The organism is Paenibacillus sp. 05T425 (genome assembly GCF_056396205.1).
Map to the genome: position 1 here is coordinate 49,680 of NZ_JBFTLA010000011.1, position 17,222 is coordinate 66,901.

General features: G+C 52.5%; 14 protein-coding genes. 11 read left to right on the top strand and 3 right to left on the bottom strand.

Going from position 1 to position 17,222, the window contains the following annotated elements; translation table 11 throughout:
• Positions 1 to 31 precede the first annotated feature (31 nt).
• The 9 genes from purM (at position 32) to AC1DF0_RS23555 (ending at position 11,118) form a co-directional block, all read left to right on the top strand.
• On the top strand, positions 32 to 1,075 hold the full coding sequence (gene purM / locus AC1DF0_RS23515) for a phosphoribosylformylglycinamidine cyclo-ligase (RefSeq protein ID WP_477575489.1): 1,044 nt from the start codon (positions 32 to 34) through the stop codon (positions 1,073 to 1,075).
• Positions 1,075 to 1,689 carry a phosphoribosylglycinamide formyltransferase gene (purN, locus tag AC1DF0_RS23520; protein ID WP_477575490.1) on the top strand — a complete coding sequence of 205 codons (615 nt, stop codon included), beginning with the start codon at positions 1,075 to 1,077 and terminating at the stop codon, positions 1,687 to 1,689. Before purM ends, purN begins: the two co-directional genes overlap by 1 nt.
• Positions 1,690 to 2,188: 499 nt before the next feature.
• On the top strand, positions 2,189 to 3,736 hold the full coding sequence (gene purH, locus AC1DF0_RS23525; RefSeq protein WP_442052442.1) for a bifunctional phosphoribosylaminoimidazolecarboxamide formyltransferase/IMP cyclohydrolase: 1,548 nt from the start codon (positions 2,189 to 2,191) through the stop codon (positions 3,734 to 3,736).
• Between the two features lie 133 nt (positions 3,737 to 3,869).
• On the top strand, positions 3,870 to 5,135 hold the full coding sequence (purD, locus tag AC1DF0_RS23530) for a phosphoribosylamine--glycine ligase (protein ID WP_477575491.1): 1,266 nt from the start codon (positions 3,870 to 3,872) through the stop codon (positions 5,133 to 5,135).
• Positions 5,136 to 5,314: 179 nt separating this feature from the next.
• Positions 5,315 to 6,214, top strand: a complete 900-nt coding sequence (locus tag AC1DF0_RS23535; protein WP_442052440.1) for a polysaccharide deacetylase family protein — start codon at positions 5,315 to 5,317, stop codon at positions 6,212 to 6,214.
• Between the two features lie 34 nt (positions 6,215 to 6,248).
• Positions 6,249 to 7,697 (top strand): FG-GAP repeat domain-containing protein, encoded by a 1,449-nt coding sequence (locus tag AC1DF0_RS23540; RefSeq protein WP_442052439.1) that lies wholly within the window; start codon positions 6,249 to 6,251, stop codon positions 7,695 to 7,697.
• 24 nt (positions 7,698 to 7,721) lie between these two features.
• Positions 7,722 to 8,552: a response regulator transcription factor gene (locus tag AC1DF0_RS23545; protein ID WP_477575492.1), complete on the top strand. Its 831-nt coding sequence runs from the start codon at positions 7,722 to 7,724 to the stop codon at positions 8,550 to 8,552.
• Positions 8,549 to 9,937, top strand: a complete 1,389-nt coding sequence (locus AC1DF0_RS23550; RefSeq protein ID WP_477575493.1) for a sensor histidine kinase — start codon at positions 8,549 to 8,551, stop codon at positions 9,935 to 9,937. The genes AC1DF0_RS23545 and AC1DF0_RS23550 overlap by 4 nt, the downstream gene beginning before the upstream one ends.
• 359 nt (positions 9,938 to 10,296) lie before the next feature.
• Entirely contained in the window at positions 10,297 to 11,118 is an 822-nt protein-coding gene (locus tag AC1DF0_RS23555) for an alpha/beta fold hydrolase (protein ID WP_475824266.1), read from the top strand.
• A 206-nt stretch (positions 11,119 to 11,324) separates the two neighbouring features.
• Here the strand turns inward: AC1DF0_RS23555 and AC1DF0_RS23560 are convergent, their stop codons facing one another.
• Genes AC1DF0_RS23560 through AC1DF0_RS23570 form a run of 3 tightly spaced genes read right to left on the bottom strand, consistent with a single transcriptional unit; the run spans position 11,325 to position 15,095 of the window.
• The gene (locus AC1DF0_RS23560) at positions 11,325 to 12,494 is read right to left on the bottom strand and encodes a Ger(x)C family spore germination protein (RefSeq protein WP_477575494.1); all 1,170 of its coding nucleotides are present in this window, start codon (positions 12,492 to 12,494) and stop codon (positions 11,325 to 11,327) included.
• Positions 12,491 to 14,002: a spore germination protein gene (locus tag AC1DF0_RS23565; RefSeq protein WP_477575495.1), complete on the bottom strand. Its 1,512-nt coding sequence runs from the start codon at positions 14,000 to 14,002 to the stop codon at positions 12,491 to 12,493. The genes AC1DF0_RS23560 and AC1DF0_RS23565 overlap by 4 nt, the downstream gene beginning before the upstream one ends.
• Positions 13,971 to 15,095, bottom strand: a complete 1,125-nt coding sequence (locus AC1DF0_RS23570) for an endospore germination permease (RefSeq protein ID WP_477575496.1) — start codon at positions 15,093 to 15,095, stop codon at positions 13,971 to 13,973. The genes AC1DF0_RS23565 and AC1DF0_RS23570 overlap by 32 nt, the downstream gene beginning before the upstream one ends.
• A gap of 168 nt (positions 15,096 to 15,263) precedes the next feature.
• Between AC1DF0_RS23570 and AC1DF0_RS23575 the strand changes: the two genes are divergently transcribed.
• Positions 15,264 to 16,355 (top strand): DUF3048 domain-containing protein, encoded by a 1,092-nt coding sequence (locus AC1DF0_RS23575; protein ID WP_477575497.1) that lies wholly within the window; start codon positions 15,264 to 15,266, stop codon positions 16,353 to 16,355.
• 227 nt (positions 16,356 to 16,582) lie between these two features.
• Positions 16,583 to 17,194 carry a DUF47 domain-containing protein gene (locus tag AC1DF0_RS23580; protein ID WP_442052431.1) on the top strand — a complete coding sequence of 204 codons (612 nt, stop codon included), beginning with the start codon at positions 16,583 to 16,585 and terminating at the stop codon, positions 17,192 to 17,194.
• Positions 17,195 to 17,222 lie beyond the last annotated feature (28 nt).

Consider the following 17,222-nt stretch of genomic DNA (forward strand, 5'->3'; position numbering starts at 1 on the left):
TATGCATTACATTTTAAGGAGTTGACCGAAAGTGTCAGAAGCGTACAAAAAGGCCGGCGTCGATATAGCGGCGGGCAACGAAGCGGTTGAACGAATGAAAAAGCACGTGAAGCGCACTTACCGTCCGGAGGTTATGGCGGAGCTTGGCGGCTTCGGAGGTTTGTTCGGCCTGAACAAGGACAAGTACGAGGAGCCTGTTCTCGTATCCGGAACGGATGGCGTCGGCACGAAGCTGAAGCTTGCTTTTGCAATGGACAAGCATGACACGATCGGCATCGATGCGGTAGCGATGTGCGTGAACGACATTATCGTACAAGGCGCTGAGCCGTTGTTTTTCCTAGACTACTTGGCATGCGACAAAGTCGTGCCTGAGAAAATCGAAGCGATCGTTGCCGGTATTGCTGAGGGCTGCGTGCAAGCGGGCTGCTCACTGATCGGCGGCGAAACGGCAGAGATGCCAGGCATGTACTCCGAAGGCGAATATGACATTGCCGGCTTCACAGTCGGTATCGTAGATAAGAAAAAAATGATCGACGGATCGACAATCGCTGCTGGCGATGCGGTCATCGGCTTCGCATCGAGCGGCATTCACAGCAATGGCTTCTCGCTCGTTCGCCGTTTGCTGCTTGAAGAAGCAGGCTACTCTTTGGAGCAAACGCTCGAAGAGCTTGGCGGCGCTCGTCTAGGCGACGTGCTGATCGAGCCAACGCGCATCTATGTGAAATCGGCGCTTAAGCTGATCGAGCAAGTGGACGTGAAGGGCATGGCGCACATTACGGGCGGCGGCTTCATCGAGAACATTCCGCGCGTATTGCCGGAAGGCGTTAACGTTGATATCGCATACGGCTCGTGGCCGATTCTGCCGATCTTCGGATTGATGCAGGAGAAGGGCAATATTACGAACCGTGATATGTTCACTACGTTCAACATGGGCGTAGGTTTGGTCGTTGTTGTACCGGCAGATCAAGCGGAGACTGCGCTGCGCGTTGCAGCGGAGCTTGGCGAGGAGGCTTACCGTATCGGAACGGTTACGGAAGGAAGCCGCATCGTAACGTTTACGGGAGCGGACGTATAATGGCATCGCTTCGCATCGCCGTCTTCGCTTCGGGACAAGGCTCGAATTTCCAAGCGATTGTGGATGCGGTGCAGGAGGGGAAGCTCGATGTAACCATCGAGCTTCTTGTTTGTGACAAGCCAGCCGCTCCCGTTGTGGAGCGCGCACAGAAGGCGGGCGTGGACACGTTCCTGTTCACGCCGAAGGAGTACCCGTCTCGCGAAGCTTACGAGACGGAAATTATCGCCGAGCTGCAGCGCCGCGGCGTTGAGCTGATTGTGCTGGCCGGTTACATGCGGATCATCACATCGGTGCTGGTGGAGCCGTTTTATGGCCGGATGATTAACATCCATCCGGCGCTGCTGCCGGCTTTCCCAGGCGTGAACGGCATCGGCCAGGCGCTGGAATACGGCGTCAAGCTGACCGGCGTCACCGTCCACTATGTGGACGGCGGCATGGACAGCGGGCCGATCATCGCGCAGACCGCTGTGGAAGTGGCGGACGGCGACACGGAAGCGTCGCTCGCCCCGCGCATTCACGCAGCAGAGCAAGCGCTGCTGCCAAGCGTCATCCAGCTCATCGCGGAGAACCGCGTGACGCTGGATGGCAGGCATGTCTCGATCCGCCGCGGGTAAGTAGGTGGATCGAGCGCCCAGTCGGCGCTAGCCGCTGGTGAATAGAGCTAGAAAKYAGCTCTATTCCACAAACTAAGGTTAGTTTGRWCGAAATAGCGATAGAAATTAACGCTATTTCGTGGTGGGAGCGGCGAAACTGAGCTCAAACGGCGTCAGCGCTGGCGAATAGAGCTAGAAAGTAGCTTTATTCCACAAACTAAGGTTAGTTTGAAKGAAATAGMGMTARAARTTAGCGCTATTTCGTGGTGGGAGCGGCGGAACTGAGCYCAAMCGGCGTCGGCGCTGGTGAATAGAGCTAGAAAGTAGCTCTATTCCACAAACTAAGGTTAGTTTGAAGGAAATAGCGATAGAAATTAGCGCTATTTCAAAGGACTTCGGCGGAACTGAGCTCAAACGGCGTCGGCGCTGGTGAATAGAGCTAGAAATCAGCGCTATTTCGTGACTGACCAAGTAAGAAGACAAGCAATTGTTGTTCCATATAGATAAGGAGGAATTTGGCGTGGCTATTCGCAGAGCGTTAATTAGTGTTTCGGATAAGACCGGCATCGTGGAGTTTTCCCGTGAGCTGGCGCAGCAAGGCGTACAAATTATTTCGACAGGGGGTACGTTCAGCCTGCTTCAGAAGGAAGGCGTACCGGTTATCGGCATTTCCGATGTAACGGGTTTCCCTGAAATTCTCGATGGACGCGTGAAGACGCTGCACCCGGCCGTACATAGCGGTCTGCTCGCCGTTCGCGATGACGAAGAGCATCAGAAAGCGATGAAAGAGCTTGGTCTCGACTACATCGATCTCGTCATCGTTAACCTGTACCCGTTCAAAGAAACAATTGCTAAGCCAGACGTTTCGTACGAGGACGCGATCGAGAACATCGATATCGGCGGCCCAACGATGCTTCGTTCCGCAGCTAAGAACCATGCTTTCGTAACGGTAGTTGTCGACGCTGGCGACTACGGCACGATCCTAGAAGAAGTGAAAGCGCAAGGCGACACGACGCTCGAAACGCGCAAACGTCTGGCTGCCAAAGTGTTCCGTCACACGGCTGCTTACGACTCCCTTATCTCCGACTACCTCTCGAAGCAAATGGGCGAGCCGCTTCCTGAATCGTACACGGTTACTTACGAGAAAGTACAAGACCTTCGTTACGGCGAGAACCCGCATCAGAAGGCTGCTTTCTACAGCAAGCCGCTTGCTGCTGCAGGCAATATCTCCACAGCTGAGCAATTGCACGGCAAAGAGCTTTCCTACAACAACATCAGCGACGCGAACGCGGCGCTTGGCATTCTTAAAGAGTTCGACGAGCCGGCAGTCGTTGCCGTTAAGCACATGAACCCTTGCGGCGTAGGTATCGGCGCAACGATTCACGAAGCATATGAGAAAGCTTATGCAGCTGACCCAACGTCGATCTTCGGCGGCATCGTAGCGGCTAACCGTACAATCGGCGCTGATACGGCTGAGTTGCTCGGCAGCATTTTCCTAGAAATCATTATCGCACCGGACTTCACGCCGGAAGCGCTCGATATTCTTACGAAGAAGAAAAACATTCGTCTTATGAAGCTTGGGGCACTTACAGCCGCAGCAGAACGCAAGGCGGAGTGGATCGTTACTTCGGTAGCTGGCGGCATGCTCGTTCAAGAGAGCGATGTGCATAGCGTGACGGAAGCCGATCTGCAATTCGTTACAGACCGCAAACCAACGGCTGAAGAACTGAAGCAATTGCTGTTCGGCTGGAAAGTGGTTAAGCATGTGAAATCGAATGCGATCCTTCTTGCGAAGGACGATATGACAGTAGGCGTAGGCGCTGGTCAAATGAACCGCGTAGGCGCGGCTCGCATTGCGATCGAGCAAGCCGGCGAGAAAGCAAAAGGAGCGGCACTCGCTTCCGATGCGTTCTTCCCAATGGGAGATACGGTTGAGCTTGCTGCGAAAGCAGGCATCACGGCGATCATTCAGCCAGGCGGATCGATCAAAGACGAGGAATCAATCGCAGCGGCTAACGCGGCAGGCATCGCGATGGTATTCACTGGCGTTCGCCACTTCAAACACTAAAACGAACGAATGAACATACAGAGCACGACAGCCTGCGTAAAAGATAGGTATGAGGGGCCTCACTTCCGAGTGAGGCAAAACTCACTGTTGTGCTCCTTTTTTTAATCGCAATAATATATAGGGGGATTAGCACATGCGTATATTGGTTGTTGGCAGCGGCGGACGGGAGCATACGATCGTCTGGGCGCTTAAGAAAAGCGAGAAAGTAAAGGAAGTGTTCTGCGCGCCGGGCAATGCGGGTATCGCACAGCTTGCGGAATGCGTGCCGATCGCGGTTAGCGAATTCGCGGAGCTTACGCGCTTCGCAAAGGAAGCGTCGATTGACCTCGTCTTTATCGGACCTGACGATCCGCTTGCAGACGGGATCGTAGATGCTTTCGAAGCAGAGGGTATTCCGACATACGGACCTCGCAAAAACGCGGCTGAAATCGAAGGCAGCAAAATCTTCATGAAAAACCTGCTCAAAAAATACGACATCCCAACTGCCAAATACGAGACGTTCACCAATTACGAATTGGCGCTGGCTTACTTGCGTGAGCAGTCGACTCCAATCGTCATTAAGGCTGACGGCCTTGCAGCTGGCAAAGGCGTAACGGTTGCAGCAACGCTTGAAGAGGCCGAGAAAGCGCTTCGCGAAGCGATGGTCGACAAAGTGTTCGGCGATGCGGGCAATCAAATCGTCATCGAGGAATTCCTCGAAGGACAAGAAATGTCGATTCTGGCGTTCGTTGACGGCGAGACGGTTCGCGCTATGGTACCTGCACAGGATCATAAGCCGATTTTCGACGGCGACAAAGGTCCGAACACGGGCGGCATGGGCACTTACACGCCGCTTCCGCATATCGACCAAGCGATTATCGACGAGTCGATCACGAACATCATTATCCCTACGGCTAAAGCAATGGTGAGCGAAGGCCGTCCGTTCCGCGGCGTCCTGTTCGCAGGTCTTATGATTACGAAGGATGGTCCGAAAACGATCGAGTTCAACGCTCGCATGGGCGATCCGGAAACACAGGTCGTATTGCCGCGTCTGAAAACCGATCTTGTCGACATCGTACTTGCTTCGCTTAACGGCAGACTTCGCGATCTCGACATCGAGTGGGATGACGAGGCAGCTGTCTGCGTCGTTATCGCATCCGAAGGTTATCCGGCATCGTATCCGAAGGGCCGCGTCATTAAGGGTCTTGCGGAAGCAGAAGCGCAAGGCGCGCTTGTGTTCCATGCCGGCACAGCATCGAAGGACGGCCAATTCGTAACGAACGGCGGACGCGTGCTTGGCGTCGTAGGCCGCGGCAAAGATATTGCCGAAGCTCGCGCACGCGCTTATGAAGCGGTTAGCGTGATTGATTTTGAAGGCAAACAAAGCCGTACCGATATTGCAGCTAAAGCGCTTCGTTAAGAAGCCGCAAGCCATATAAGCCCCTGTTGTCGAAAACGCTGAGAAAGCGTCGATGACGGGGGCTTTTTCTTTTTATACAAAATGTCATATAAGCGCGAAAGGTGTTACTATTTTGTAACTCTCTTAAACTACCATTCCGCTACGATAGAGTTATAAGCGGGGAGTAGAAGGTGAGCGAAATGACAAGGGAGTTCAAACGTTATAAGGGATGGTTGGTTATGCTGCTGCTGGCAGCAGTGATGGTATGGAGCAGCGGCTGCGCAGTCAGCCAGACTCTCGATCTGACGGCTATCGCGGCAGATGGGGAAGAGCAGGAGACGGATGGAGTATATTCCGATCTAGGTCTGGATCTAAGCGGTCCGAGYGGCAGTAAGGCTGGCGAAGAAACCGGTGTTAAGCCGGGGGAAGTTATTTTAGTGCAGGATGAAGGCAGCGAAGACCTCGGCGGGAACGTTCCGATCGAGATTGTTCCGGAGGGTACGGCAACAGCCGAGCCTGACAAAGAAGAGCAGAAGGTTATCGCGTTAACCTTCGACGATGGTCCGGACAAGCGTTATACGCCGGCCATATTGGATATCCTGAAAGAAAAAGGAGTGAAAGCGACGTTCTTCGTCGTTGGTCTCCAAGTGAACAAAAGTCCGGAAGTGTTGGAGCGGATCGTGAAGGAAGGCCATGAAATCGGCAATCATACGTACAATCATAAAGACTTGTCCAAGCTGGGCAAGGATGCGATTTTGAAGGAGATTAACGATAGCGATAAACTGATTAAGGATGCCGTAGGCTTCACGCCAGTATTGTTCCGCGCTCCTTATGGAGCAGTGTCGGATACGCTTAAGGATATCGTTAAAAACACGGGCCGTCACATGATCGGTTGGAATATCGATACGCGTGATTGGGCGGGGACTTCGGTAGCCGATATGCAAGAAATGATTCGAACGGAAGCGAAGCCCGGTGGTATAATATTAATGCATTCTTTTGGAGGCAAGCACATCGCGAATACGGTGGAGGCGCTCCCTGGAATTATAGATGAACTAACGGAGATGGGTTATACGTTCGCTACGATAGATGAACTGCCATAATCCGCTGCAACGCAACTGGAGGAGGCTATAGCAATTGAAAGTCGCTCGCTCACCGCAACGATCCGTCCTGTACGGAAATATGATACGAATAGGCGGCCTTCTAAGCGCTGCCCTGTTCATCCTTATCCTATCCGCAGGTTGCCGCTACACGGCGGCCCCTGCGGATTTGCTGCAGAAGCCGAAGATCGCGGCGGACAAGCAGGTGCTGCTGCAAGCGATCGAGAAGGAGCTCCCTGATTATAGCAAGCTGACGCTGCCGCTAAGAGAGAAGAACATGGAGGCGATCCGCATTCTGGATGTGGATGGCGACGGCGTGAAGGAAGCGGTCGTCACCTTTTACAATGAATACAGTACGCCGGAGCTGCTGGTGCTTAAGCAGACAGACGGTAAATGGAAGTCGTGGGTTGGCGTGGAACAGCCGATGGCTAGACAGATCGCTTGGCTTGATATTATCGATTTGGACCGTGATGGCAAAATGGAGCTGCTCGTCGGTTGGACGGGCGCTTTCGAAAGTCCGAACGTGCTGGAGATGTATTCTTTTCACGGGAAGACGGAGCGCAATGAACGCGGCAATCTTGTATTGAAGCCGCTTGATTCATTGCCTTATTCCTACGCCGAGACTGGCGATATGAACGGAGACGGACTGCCGGAGCTGGCCATTATTTCGGAGACGCATACGAACCGGGAGAAGGAGCTGCCCGCGTTTCAATTAACGATCTACAACTGGAGCAATAACGCGCTGCATACAATCGTCGAACAAGGCCTGTTTAACGGAGTCAACACGTACGAGAGGCTGCTTATCGGGCAAGTATCGCCAAGGCTTAGCGGAGTTGTGCTGGAAGCCTCGACAGGCGCACACGGAACTTACACCGCCATGTATGTATGGGAGAAAAGAGGACTAAGGCTCGTGTATCCTGCCTCTGATGATCCGGCTAATGGCATTAGCGGCAAACCGACGATGAGCGGCGACGTGAATGGGGACGGGATTATTGAGCTGGCTTTGGTGAGAGAAGCGCCGGACGAGCTTGGCGTGCCTTACGTAGATGCCGTATGGATCAATGACTGGGTGCAATGGGATGGACAGTCCAGCTTCGCTCCCGTCATGGAGGAGTTCACGGATTCAAACTATGGGCTGACAATGCGGATTCCCGAGCAATGGTCGGGCAAGTATACGCTGCGCAAGTCGCAGAGCGATCCTTATAGCATCGTGACGATCGATGTCATCGACAGCTCGGGTAACGAGAAGGCAGAGCTTGCGACCTTGTACGCAGTACCGAAGAAGGATTGGGACGCGCTGGAGACCATCTGGAAAGATGAGCAGAAGTCGTATCAGCATTTGTTCGCGGACAGCGGCAACGTGTTCGCCGTTTCCTTCGTTAAGGAAGCGCCGCAAGAGTGGAATGACGCAGACAAGAACGAGTTCAACGAAATGCTGAAGATAGAAGATCAGATGGCTTCCTATCTGACGATTCGCAATGATTAATAGAACAGAAGCAGGCGGTGACCTATGCGAATATTGTTGCTGGAGGATGAGGAATCGATCCGCGGATTTGTGCGCATTAACTTGAAGCGCAATGAGATGGAGGTGACGGAAGCGGAGACGGGCGAAGCTGCGCTTGAGCTTGCGCGTACGGAAGGGCCTTTCGACATCGCCTTGCTGGACGTGATGCTTCCGACGATTAGCGGCTTCGAAGTATGCGAGCAACTGCGCGCGAACTATCCCCGCATGGGTATTATTATGTTAACGGCAAAGTCGCAGGAAGAGGATAAAATACACGGCTTAGAGCTAGGTGCGGACGATTACGTTCAGAAGCCTTTCAGTCCCGGCGAGCTAATCGCGCGGATTAAGTCGCTGTACCGAAGGATGAGTTCCGAACCGGTCGGCTCGAGCGATTCAACTGTGCAGGGCGGCGGGGACAAGGCAGGCGAGTCGGAGGATTTGCTCAAGGCCGTGCAAGTGTCCAATCAAAGCTTTAGCGGCAGCTATGACCTTGGGCAAGCTCCCGCAGCGGCAACTGCTCCGGCGCTTGAAGTTCGTATTCCGCCATTCGTTCTGTCTATACCTGAGCGTAAGCTATGGAAGGAAGATCGGGAGATCATCCTCACGCCTACCGAGTGGACGTTGGTTCGATTGCTCATGGAGCGCGAGGGGGCGAGCGTGAGCCGCGATCACATTTTGAGCGAAGTATGGGGCCGGTACTATGTTGGCGATCTGAAAGTCGTGGACGTTAACATTCGCCGCATTCGGCAGAAAATCKAAAGTAATCCGTCCGAGCCGTCCTTCATTGAGACGGTATGGGGCTTCGGGTATCGGTGGAAACGAGGCGCTAGGCCATGAGAAGCGTCAAATCGCGGATGGTTTGGAGCTTTTTGCTGCTAATCGTACTCGTCGTTACGGTGCTCGGCACGACGTTCGCAGCGCTGATGTGGAACTATTATTACGGCAGCGCGCAGAGCTCGGTCAAGCAACGGGCGGAGACGGCGCTTACGCTGCATGGCCGTTCCCTCTCCTCGCTAGGGGTTCAGGACCAAGCCGATTATATGCTGCAATATATGATCGAAGGCGGGACAAGACTGCAACTGCTAGACAGCACGGGCCAAATTCGTATCGATTCAGATGGTTTCTCCGAAGACATCCGTTATACGACGGGCGATGTGAAGGCGGCAATCTCCGGTACGACGGGAAGCTGGCGCGGCGTTGACCCTTATTACGGAGAGCGGGTTATGTCCGTCACGATTCCGCTATGGAACGACATGCGCGTCGTCTCGCTGCTGCGATATTCGGCTTCGCTCGAACAGGTCGATGCGATGGTAAGCCTGCTTATTCGTATGGCCGCTGCTGTCGGAACGGCTGTCATTCTGCTTTTCCTGGGGCTGAGTTTGTTTCTAGCTCAACGTATCGTGAAGCCGATTCGCGAGTTGACGCGCGTTGCAAGATACATGGCGGAGGGGGATTGGACGCGCAGAGCAACGAAGAGAAGCGACGACGAGATCGGCCAGCTGGCGGAGACGTTTAATTCCATGGTAGTGGAGCTTAATAAGCGGGAGAAGCTGAAGAACAACTTCATTTCTTCGATCTCGCATGAGCTTCGCACGCCGCTCACTTCAATCAAGGGTTGGAGCGAGACGCTGAAGGAAGGCGATCCTGCGGACGATGAGGAGTTCAAAATGGGGATGTCGATCATTAGCCGGGAGACGGAGCGATTATCCGGACTCGTTGAAGATCTGCTCGACTTCTCCAAGCTGTCGGCACGGACGATGGATCTCCATACGGAGGTGCTGGATATGAACGGGCCCGTCAAGGAGACCGTGCATCAGCTAGCCGTTCGCAAAGGACAGACAGGCGTCAGGCTAATGGCCGAATACGGCAAAAGCCCGCTTGTCGTTCACGGCGATGCCAACCGGCTCAAGCAGGTTATTATTAATCTCATCGACAACGCGTTCAAGTTCACGCCAGCGGGAGGTACGATTCGCATATCGACGACCGCAACGGAGGAGTATGCGCAGGTTACGGTAGCCGACACGGGCTGCGGCATCGACGCGGAGGATCTGCCGCATGTGACGGAGAACTTCTATAAGGCCCAAACGGGCCAAGGCGGTTCAGGGCTCGGCCTTGCCATTTGCAAAGAAATTATCGAGTTGCACGATGGCAAGCTTACGATCGACAGTGAACGCGGAGCCGGTACGATCGTGACGATCCGCTTGCCGCTTATACGCGAATAGAACTATTCTTTATAGAACAACAGCTTCCGGTTGGCGATCACGAAGCCGATTGCAATAATAACGCCTAGGGTCAGCAGAGCCGGAAGCCAATGATTGTCCAACCATTCGAGCCATAGCGGCATGCCCATGCACCTCCTCGCATTTTCTTTTCTCATCCGGTAAAAATACACTCCAACCCTCATACTCCCATGCATAGTATTTCCTGCGAAATTGAAAATTAGTAATACATACCCGTGCTTCTATGACGACTTACATATTCGCATTTGACAGTAGCTGAATCGGATGCTAATATTAGTTTAACTTAATTCATAGTATACGGGTAGGAATTATTATATATGAATCATCAGGAGGTAGTCGGCATGGAAAAACAGATCACTTTGCGTCATGACGGGCTTGAGCTCACCGCAACGCTTCATTATCCGACTGACGGAAGTCATAAGGATTCGGAGAAGAAGCAAGCGATTATCATATGCCATGGATTCATTGGCAGTCGGATCGGTGTCGATCGTCTGTTCGTTAAGGCGGCTCGCGCTCTGGCAGCGCAAGGCTCCTATGTGTTGCGCTTCGATTATGGAGGCTGCGGCGAGAGCGGGGGCGATTACGGAGCGCTCGGCTTCGAATCGATGATCGATCAGACGCGGACAGCGATCGATTACATCTCCAGCATGGATTGTGTAGATCCGCGCCGAATCGTACTGCTTGGCCATAGCCTTGGCGGAGCGATTGCGATCATGACAGCCGTGCGGGATCGCCGTGTTAAGCGGCTCGTCCTATGGTCTCCTGTAGCTTATCCGTTCAACGATATCGTTCGTATCGTCGGTAGAAGCAGCTATGATGAAGCGGTCACATCTGGCAGCTCGGACTATAACGGTTACACGCTGCAGAAGGTATTCTACGAATCGCTGCTCCAGCATCAGCCGTTCCAAGCGGCGACAAAGTTCGGCGGTGAAGTGCTGCTCGTTCACGGAACGAGCGACGAGCTCATTCCGGTCGATTACAGCTTCCTATACCAGAAGGTGTTTTGGACGCGTAACGAAGGATTATGCGACAAAGAAATTATTTTTCAAGCGAATCATACGTACTCCAGCCGCAGCCATCAAGAGGAAGCGATCCGCGTAACATCCGATTGGCTGAGCGGTCTCGACCGCCAGCAGCAGGATTGGCATCACTGGAGCATTTAAGCAGATGGACCGAGTTCCCGAGAGTGACAGGGAGCTCGGTTTTTTTTATTAGACAGAAATAGGAGGGGGAATCCATCCTATTCGCACAAACTTAGGTTACTTGAGGGCAATAGGATGGGAAACCCATCCTATTCGCACAAACATCAATTACTTGAGGGCAATAGGATGGGAAACGCAGCTTATGGATGGTGAGAACGTCGACAACGTTATTGCAGCCGCTTATACTTGCCGAAGTACGGAATGACGACGTTGACGTCCAGCTTCTCGATGGATTGCTTATCGATGGCCAGCTGGTGGCCGTTGTTCGTCAGCTTCTGCCACAGCTTCTGATCTTTCTTATAGAGATGCTGCCCAAGCTGGAATACATCCACATTGATGTCGACGCCCGCCGTGTAGGTGTCCATGATTTGTTTCTTCACGATTTCCGAGGCGATCGCGACAAGCTCCTGATTCGACAACGGCTCCAAGTACTCGTACAAAGCCGCCAGCAATCGGACGGAGATTTGGAAGCGTACCTCGTCGCCTTTGATAATCGTCTTAATCTTGATTTTCGGCCTACCCGCGGAAATTTGTCCGTAGACTTCCCCATCCTTCTCCAGCGTTAACGGCGAGCGATTCGTGCTTTTCTGCATCCACCGATACCCAAGCAGACTTTGGCGCGACAGGAATCCGTTAATGTCATCTCCGTATTCGAAGTAGGCCCCGTTTAGCGTAAGCATCGGCTGCTGGGTTTCGTTTTCCTTCCACTGCGTATTGTTGATGCCTATGCAAGGCAGGAACGTTGTTCGCGCTGGCTCGTTGAACGAGGCCAAGTACTTGAAGAGGAGCACAGGCGGCATGACCGAGTATTGCTGATAGTTTTTCTGCGGATCGTGAAGAATGGTCGTAAGCGGCGATAGCTTGAAAAAGGAGTTCGTCGATAAAATATCTTCAATCGGGCTCTGCGTACCGTACACCCAAGTGTTATAGCGAATTTCGGGAAAACGATTCACCATCTCCACGAACTTAATGCCGATGTTCTTAAGCACGGTCTCGGAAATGACGATCGCCGATATATGTCCCCACGAAATAGGCATTTGAGCGGTCCGATACAGATCGTTAGCCGCAGCGTTCAACGTTCTCCCTCTGCCTTTGCCTACCCATACTTGCGCATCCTGATTCGCCTTGCCGCCTGCATCGGCCTTGGCGATATTGGAGAAGTCCAGCATTTGCACATAGAGGGTGAACTGATTGTCCTTGTAGTCGATGCCCAGAGCTTTAGCATAGCTGACGCTTTGAATTTCAGTTGCGCTCCAGCAGCCGGATAGAGGCAAGCATAGGCCTAGGATAAGCAGCGGCGACAGGAAGAGTCGAAGCCGGCCGGCAAAGGGATTCAACGTTTTTTTCCTGCTTTCGAAGGCTTCTGAGTATGCAGGTACTCGGGTCTGCGGCGATTCATCATGAAAGGCCATTTGAACAGCGACTTCAGCATTTCCTTGAAATTAAGCGGCGCTGCCGGCGCGAGATAAGGAACGCCGAACGAGTAGACCGAGCTTAAGTAAATGACGAACAGAATTATCGACGTAATGAACCCGTACATCCCGAACGTCGCGGCCAGCGTGAAGGAGGCGAACCGAACCAGAATCATCGAGCTCGTGAGCGATTGATTGACGAGCGTTGCGCCGGAAACGACGGTAATGGCGGTCACGACGATCATTAGCGGCGATATTAAGCCTGCCCGTATGGCAGCATCGCCGATGATCAAGCCGCCTACGACGGTAAGCGTCTGTCCGATCGAGCTTGGCAGGCGCACGCCGGCTTCGCGGAACAGCTCCATCATAACCATGATGAAGAACATTTCCAAACCTGACTCCATAGGAAGTCCGTGACGGCCGGAGGAGATGGTTGCGAGCAGCGGGAAAGGGACTTGATCGATATGGAAAGCGGTAAGAGAGATATAGAAGCCGGGCAAGAAAATCGTCGTAATAAACCCGAAGAAACGCAAGATGCGTCCCACGTTGACGGATAGGAACGGGAAATAAGCATCTTCGGGCGATTTCATAAGCAAAAATAAATTGCTTGGCGCGATAATGGCGGTCGGATTGCCGTCTACGAAAATGATAAATCGGCCGTTAAGCAGGCATTCCACGGCAAAGTCCGGTCTGCCCGTATAATGCGTAGGCGGGAACAGAACGATCGGCGAATCCGATAATAAATCTTCCAAGTGGCCGGTCGTAACAAGCTTATCGACGTGAATGTTAGTAAGCTTGTCCTTCACATTCTTGATCATCTCCGGGTTAGCGATATCGCTAACATAGAGCAGCGCCGTCTTCGTTAGCGTTCTCTCCCCTAACTGCGTGTACTCGCAGGCTAACGTATAGGTGCGAAGCCGCTTCCGGATCAGTGCGATATTGGTCGTCAGTTGCTCGACGAAACCGTCCTTCGGCCCCCGGATCGACACTTCAGTCGCCGATTCGGATGGCATGCGGCTTGGGAAGTTCGCGATATCGATCGTCCATATCGTCTGGATATTCGGCAAGCAGAATAGTAGATGGCCTTCGAATACATAGGAGCTGATCGTGCGTCGGGTCACCTGCAGGCTTGGCGAGTAGAGCACGTCCCATTGCAGATCGGCGTTATGATTCATCGTTTCGCGCCGCTGAAAGCCGGTCTCCTTGAACACCTTGTGAAGCTCGGGCAGAATGACATCGTTGATGATCTTCGTCTCCGTCATCCCGCTGCAGTAGATGAATACCGCTTGCACCGACGATCCGGCAGCGCCGAATTGATTCGTCTGAATGATCACATCATCGCAGTTCACGAACCAATTGCGCAATATATGATCGTCGAAATATTCCGGTGGCTGTTGCTCTTCATTTTGATATTTTTGCTTTTGATGCGTCATCGGTAGAGGACTCCTTTCGACTGCGGCGATAGAGCACGGCTATGGCGAGCAGAACGGTAACGGATGAGACAAAGACGACCGTTATCGGAAAATGGATTTGCATCAAATAATCAAGCGTCTGATCGTCTCTCCACAGATGCATGGCAATGACCGTCATGACCGTGGCGAGGACAAGTAACGTAATGAACCGCGATCGGGGCTTGCGAACGTCGAGCATGTCGGTCATTAAGTAAAGCGCAATGGAGACGCGGGCGAAGGAACCGCACAGCCATTGATAGATCGATAGGAAGTCGACATGCTGCAGCAGCTTGCCGATGTTGACGATCTTCCACTGGTCGAAGGCCGTGTGACGCTGCTTGGCCGCTTCGATCGGTCCGAATTCGGTGATGGCGCCGATCGTCGGCCCGATTGCCATCGTAATCATGAACAGTCCTAGCAAAATGAGCTGCCACAAGCGCAGCTTGCTCCTCAGCTGGTGCTGGAAGAGTATTAGTATCCATAGCTCCAGCAGCCCCCCAAGCGCGAAGAAGGCCCCATGCCAGACGGGCTGCCAGCCTCTCTCTAGAATGGGAAACAGCAGGCTGAGATCTTTATACTTCGTATTCGCCGTCGCGACAAAATAGCCGAGCAGAATAACGACGGGCAGCAGGACGCTGCTGGTCATCGCGATGGTTCGGAGTCCGCCGTACGCGGCCAACATGGATGTGACAATGGCGATCAGTATGATCGCTTGCACAGGCGTCTGCTGCATATAAGTAACGACCGTCCAGATCGAAGTGTCATGCAGCGTGTATGTACCTGATAGGAATAAGATGATAAAAGCGGACAAGCGGAAGATCCATGCCGGAATGACGCCGAAGTGTCTAGCGATCCAATCCGGAATTCGCTGGCCCTGAAGCTGCTTCAAGACTGCAAACAGCAGGACGAGCCATAGAAGGAAGAACGGCGTCGCTACAAGAACGGATACCCAAGCGTCCCGTTGGGCTGCGCCAAGCAGCAGCGGAATGGACATGACGTGGCTGACCAAACCCGCGCTAAGCAGCAGGATGGAGAATGACAGCCATATGCTGATTAAGCCGCTCCCTTTGTACATGGAATCACCTCTTCCTCTTTAGGGAGATAGAGATAAGATGTGCAATTTATGGATTTTTAAACCGAGCGATAGCATATTTTGTCGGGACAAGCGGGTTGTTTTGTGATTAAATGGAAGAAAGGTGTAAACGAATTCATCCCTTTAATCGCTTCGCAAAGGATGGTACTCATGATCAACAAACGTCGATTGAAAAAAGGAACGGGAGCGGCAGCCAAGGCAGCCGCGCTTGCGCTTATTCTTCTTGCAACAGCATGCGGAGGCAGCAATAACGCGGTAGCGGATCCGGAAGCGACGGCAGGAACAGATGCGCCGATCGTAACGGATATGCCGACTGAAGAGCCGAATCCGCTTGGCTTTACGGCTTCATTAACAGGCATCCCTATGGAGCAGGAAGTGAAGTCGCGGCCGATTGCCGTCATGATTAACAACTTTGCGGCAGCGCGCCCGCAGTCAGGGCTTACGAATGCCGACGTTGTCTACGAGGTGCTGGCTGAGGGCGGCATTACTCGCCTGATCGCTATTTTTCAAAGCACAGACGCGGCGACTGCTACGATCGGACCTGTACGCAGCATTCGGCCGTATTTAATACATATTGGCGAAAGCTTCGGCGGCGTGCTCGCGCATGCGGGAGCAAGCACGGACGGTTATGCCATTCTGCAGCGGCAGAAGAAGCCGTATTTGGACGAAATATCGAATGCGGGAGGCTACTTCTGGCGAAGCAAGGATCGCAAAGCTCCGCATAACCTGTATACGAGTCTGGAGAAGCTGCGTGAAGGTGCAGACAAGAAGGGGTATAGCACGGATGTGACCGTACCGACCTATACGTTCGCGGAGAAAGGCTCGACGGAGACGGGCGTTCCGGCTTCGAGTATAGCGATTACGTTCATGATGCAGAATTATAAGGTTGGTTATGAATATGATGCGACGAGCGGGCTTTACCGAAGGTCGATTAACGACAAGCCGCATATCGATATGAATAATGATCAGCAGCTGACAGCTTCTAATTTGGTCGTTCTTGGGGCTGACCACAAGACGCTCGATAAAGAGGGGCGATTGGCGGTCGATCTGGATCGGGGAGGCTCGGCTATATTGTTCCAGCAGGGCAAGTCAATCGAAGCGGAATGGGTAAGCGCTCCAGACGGCATGCTTCGAATTGTGAAGAACGGTACGGAGCTTCCTTTTGTACCGGGGAAAACCTTTTTTCACATCGTGCCTAACAATCCTACATTCGCTGAGCATGTCACATGGGTACAAAATTAGTTCATGGGAAACACTGTAGTTACAAGTGTGGATCTATGAGCTGTGGTTATGGAACGGCGGGGTCCTCTTGTGGGATTCCGCTGTTTTTGTGTCGAAAATGAAAACTTTTAAAACTTTCACCAATGTTTACATTCTCTTAACAATTGTCGGCTAAACTATGTTAAGATATTGTGGGCTTGGCAGTGTATAAGTCTAAACAAACATCAAGTCGGGTAAAGGGGATTACGATGTTCAAGAAAAAAGATATTTTCTTTAAGACGTTCGAAGAAATGGCAGACACGTTAGTCGAAGCAGTGGAGTTTTTCTCGAAGGGCATTTCTGATTTGTCGGACGTTACGGCTTTTGCCAAAACAATGAAGGAATACGAAAGCAAGTGCGACAAGTTCGTGCATACGATATTGAAGGAACTGAACAAAACGTTCATTACCCCGATCGAACGCGACGATATTATGGCGCTTACGACATCGCTTGACGACGTGCTGGACGGCATCGAGGCATGCGCATCCCGTTTCGAAATGTACAATATTCGCGAGAAAGATGAGTACATAACGCTGTTCGGAGATATTCTCGTTCGTTCCGCTCACCAAATCAAGAAAGCGATCTATCTGCTTACGGAGAAGAAGCTGCTGGCGATCCGCGAACCGAATATCGCTTTGAACGAGCTTGAGAACCAAGCCGACGACCTGCTTCGCGTATGTATCAAGAGCCTGTTCACCAACGTTAAGGATCCGATTGAGCTTATGAAGCGCAAAGAGATTTACGAAATGTTGGAAGAAACGACCGACTACTGCGAGGATGTTGCCAATACGCTGGAATCGATTATTATGCGTAACAGCTAATAGCTAATCCAAGAGGGTAGGAGTCATT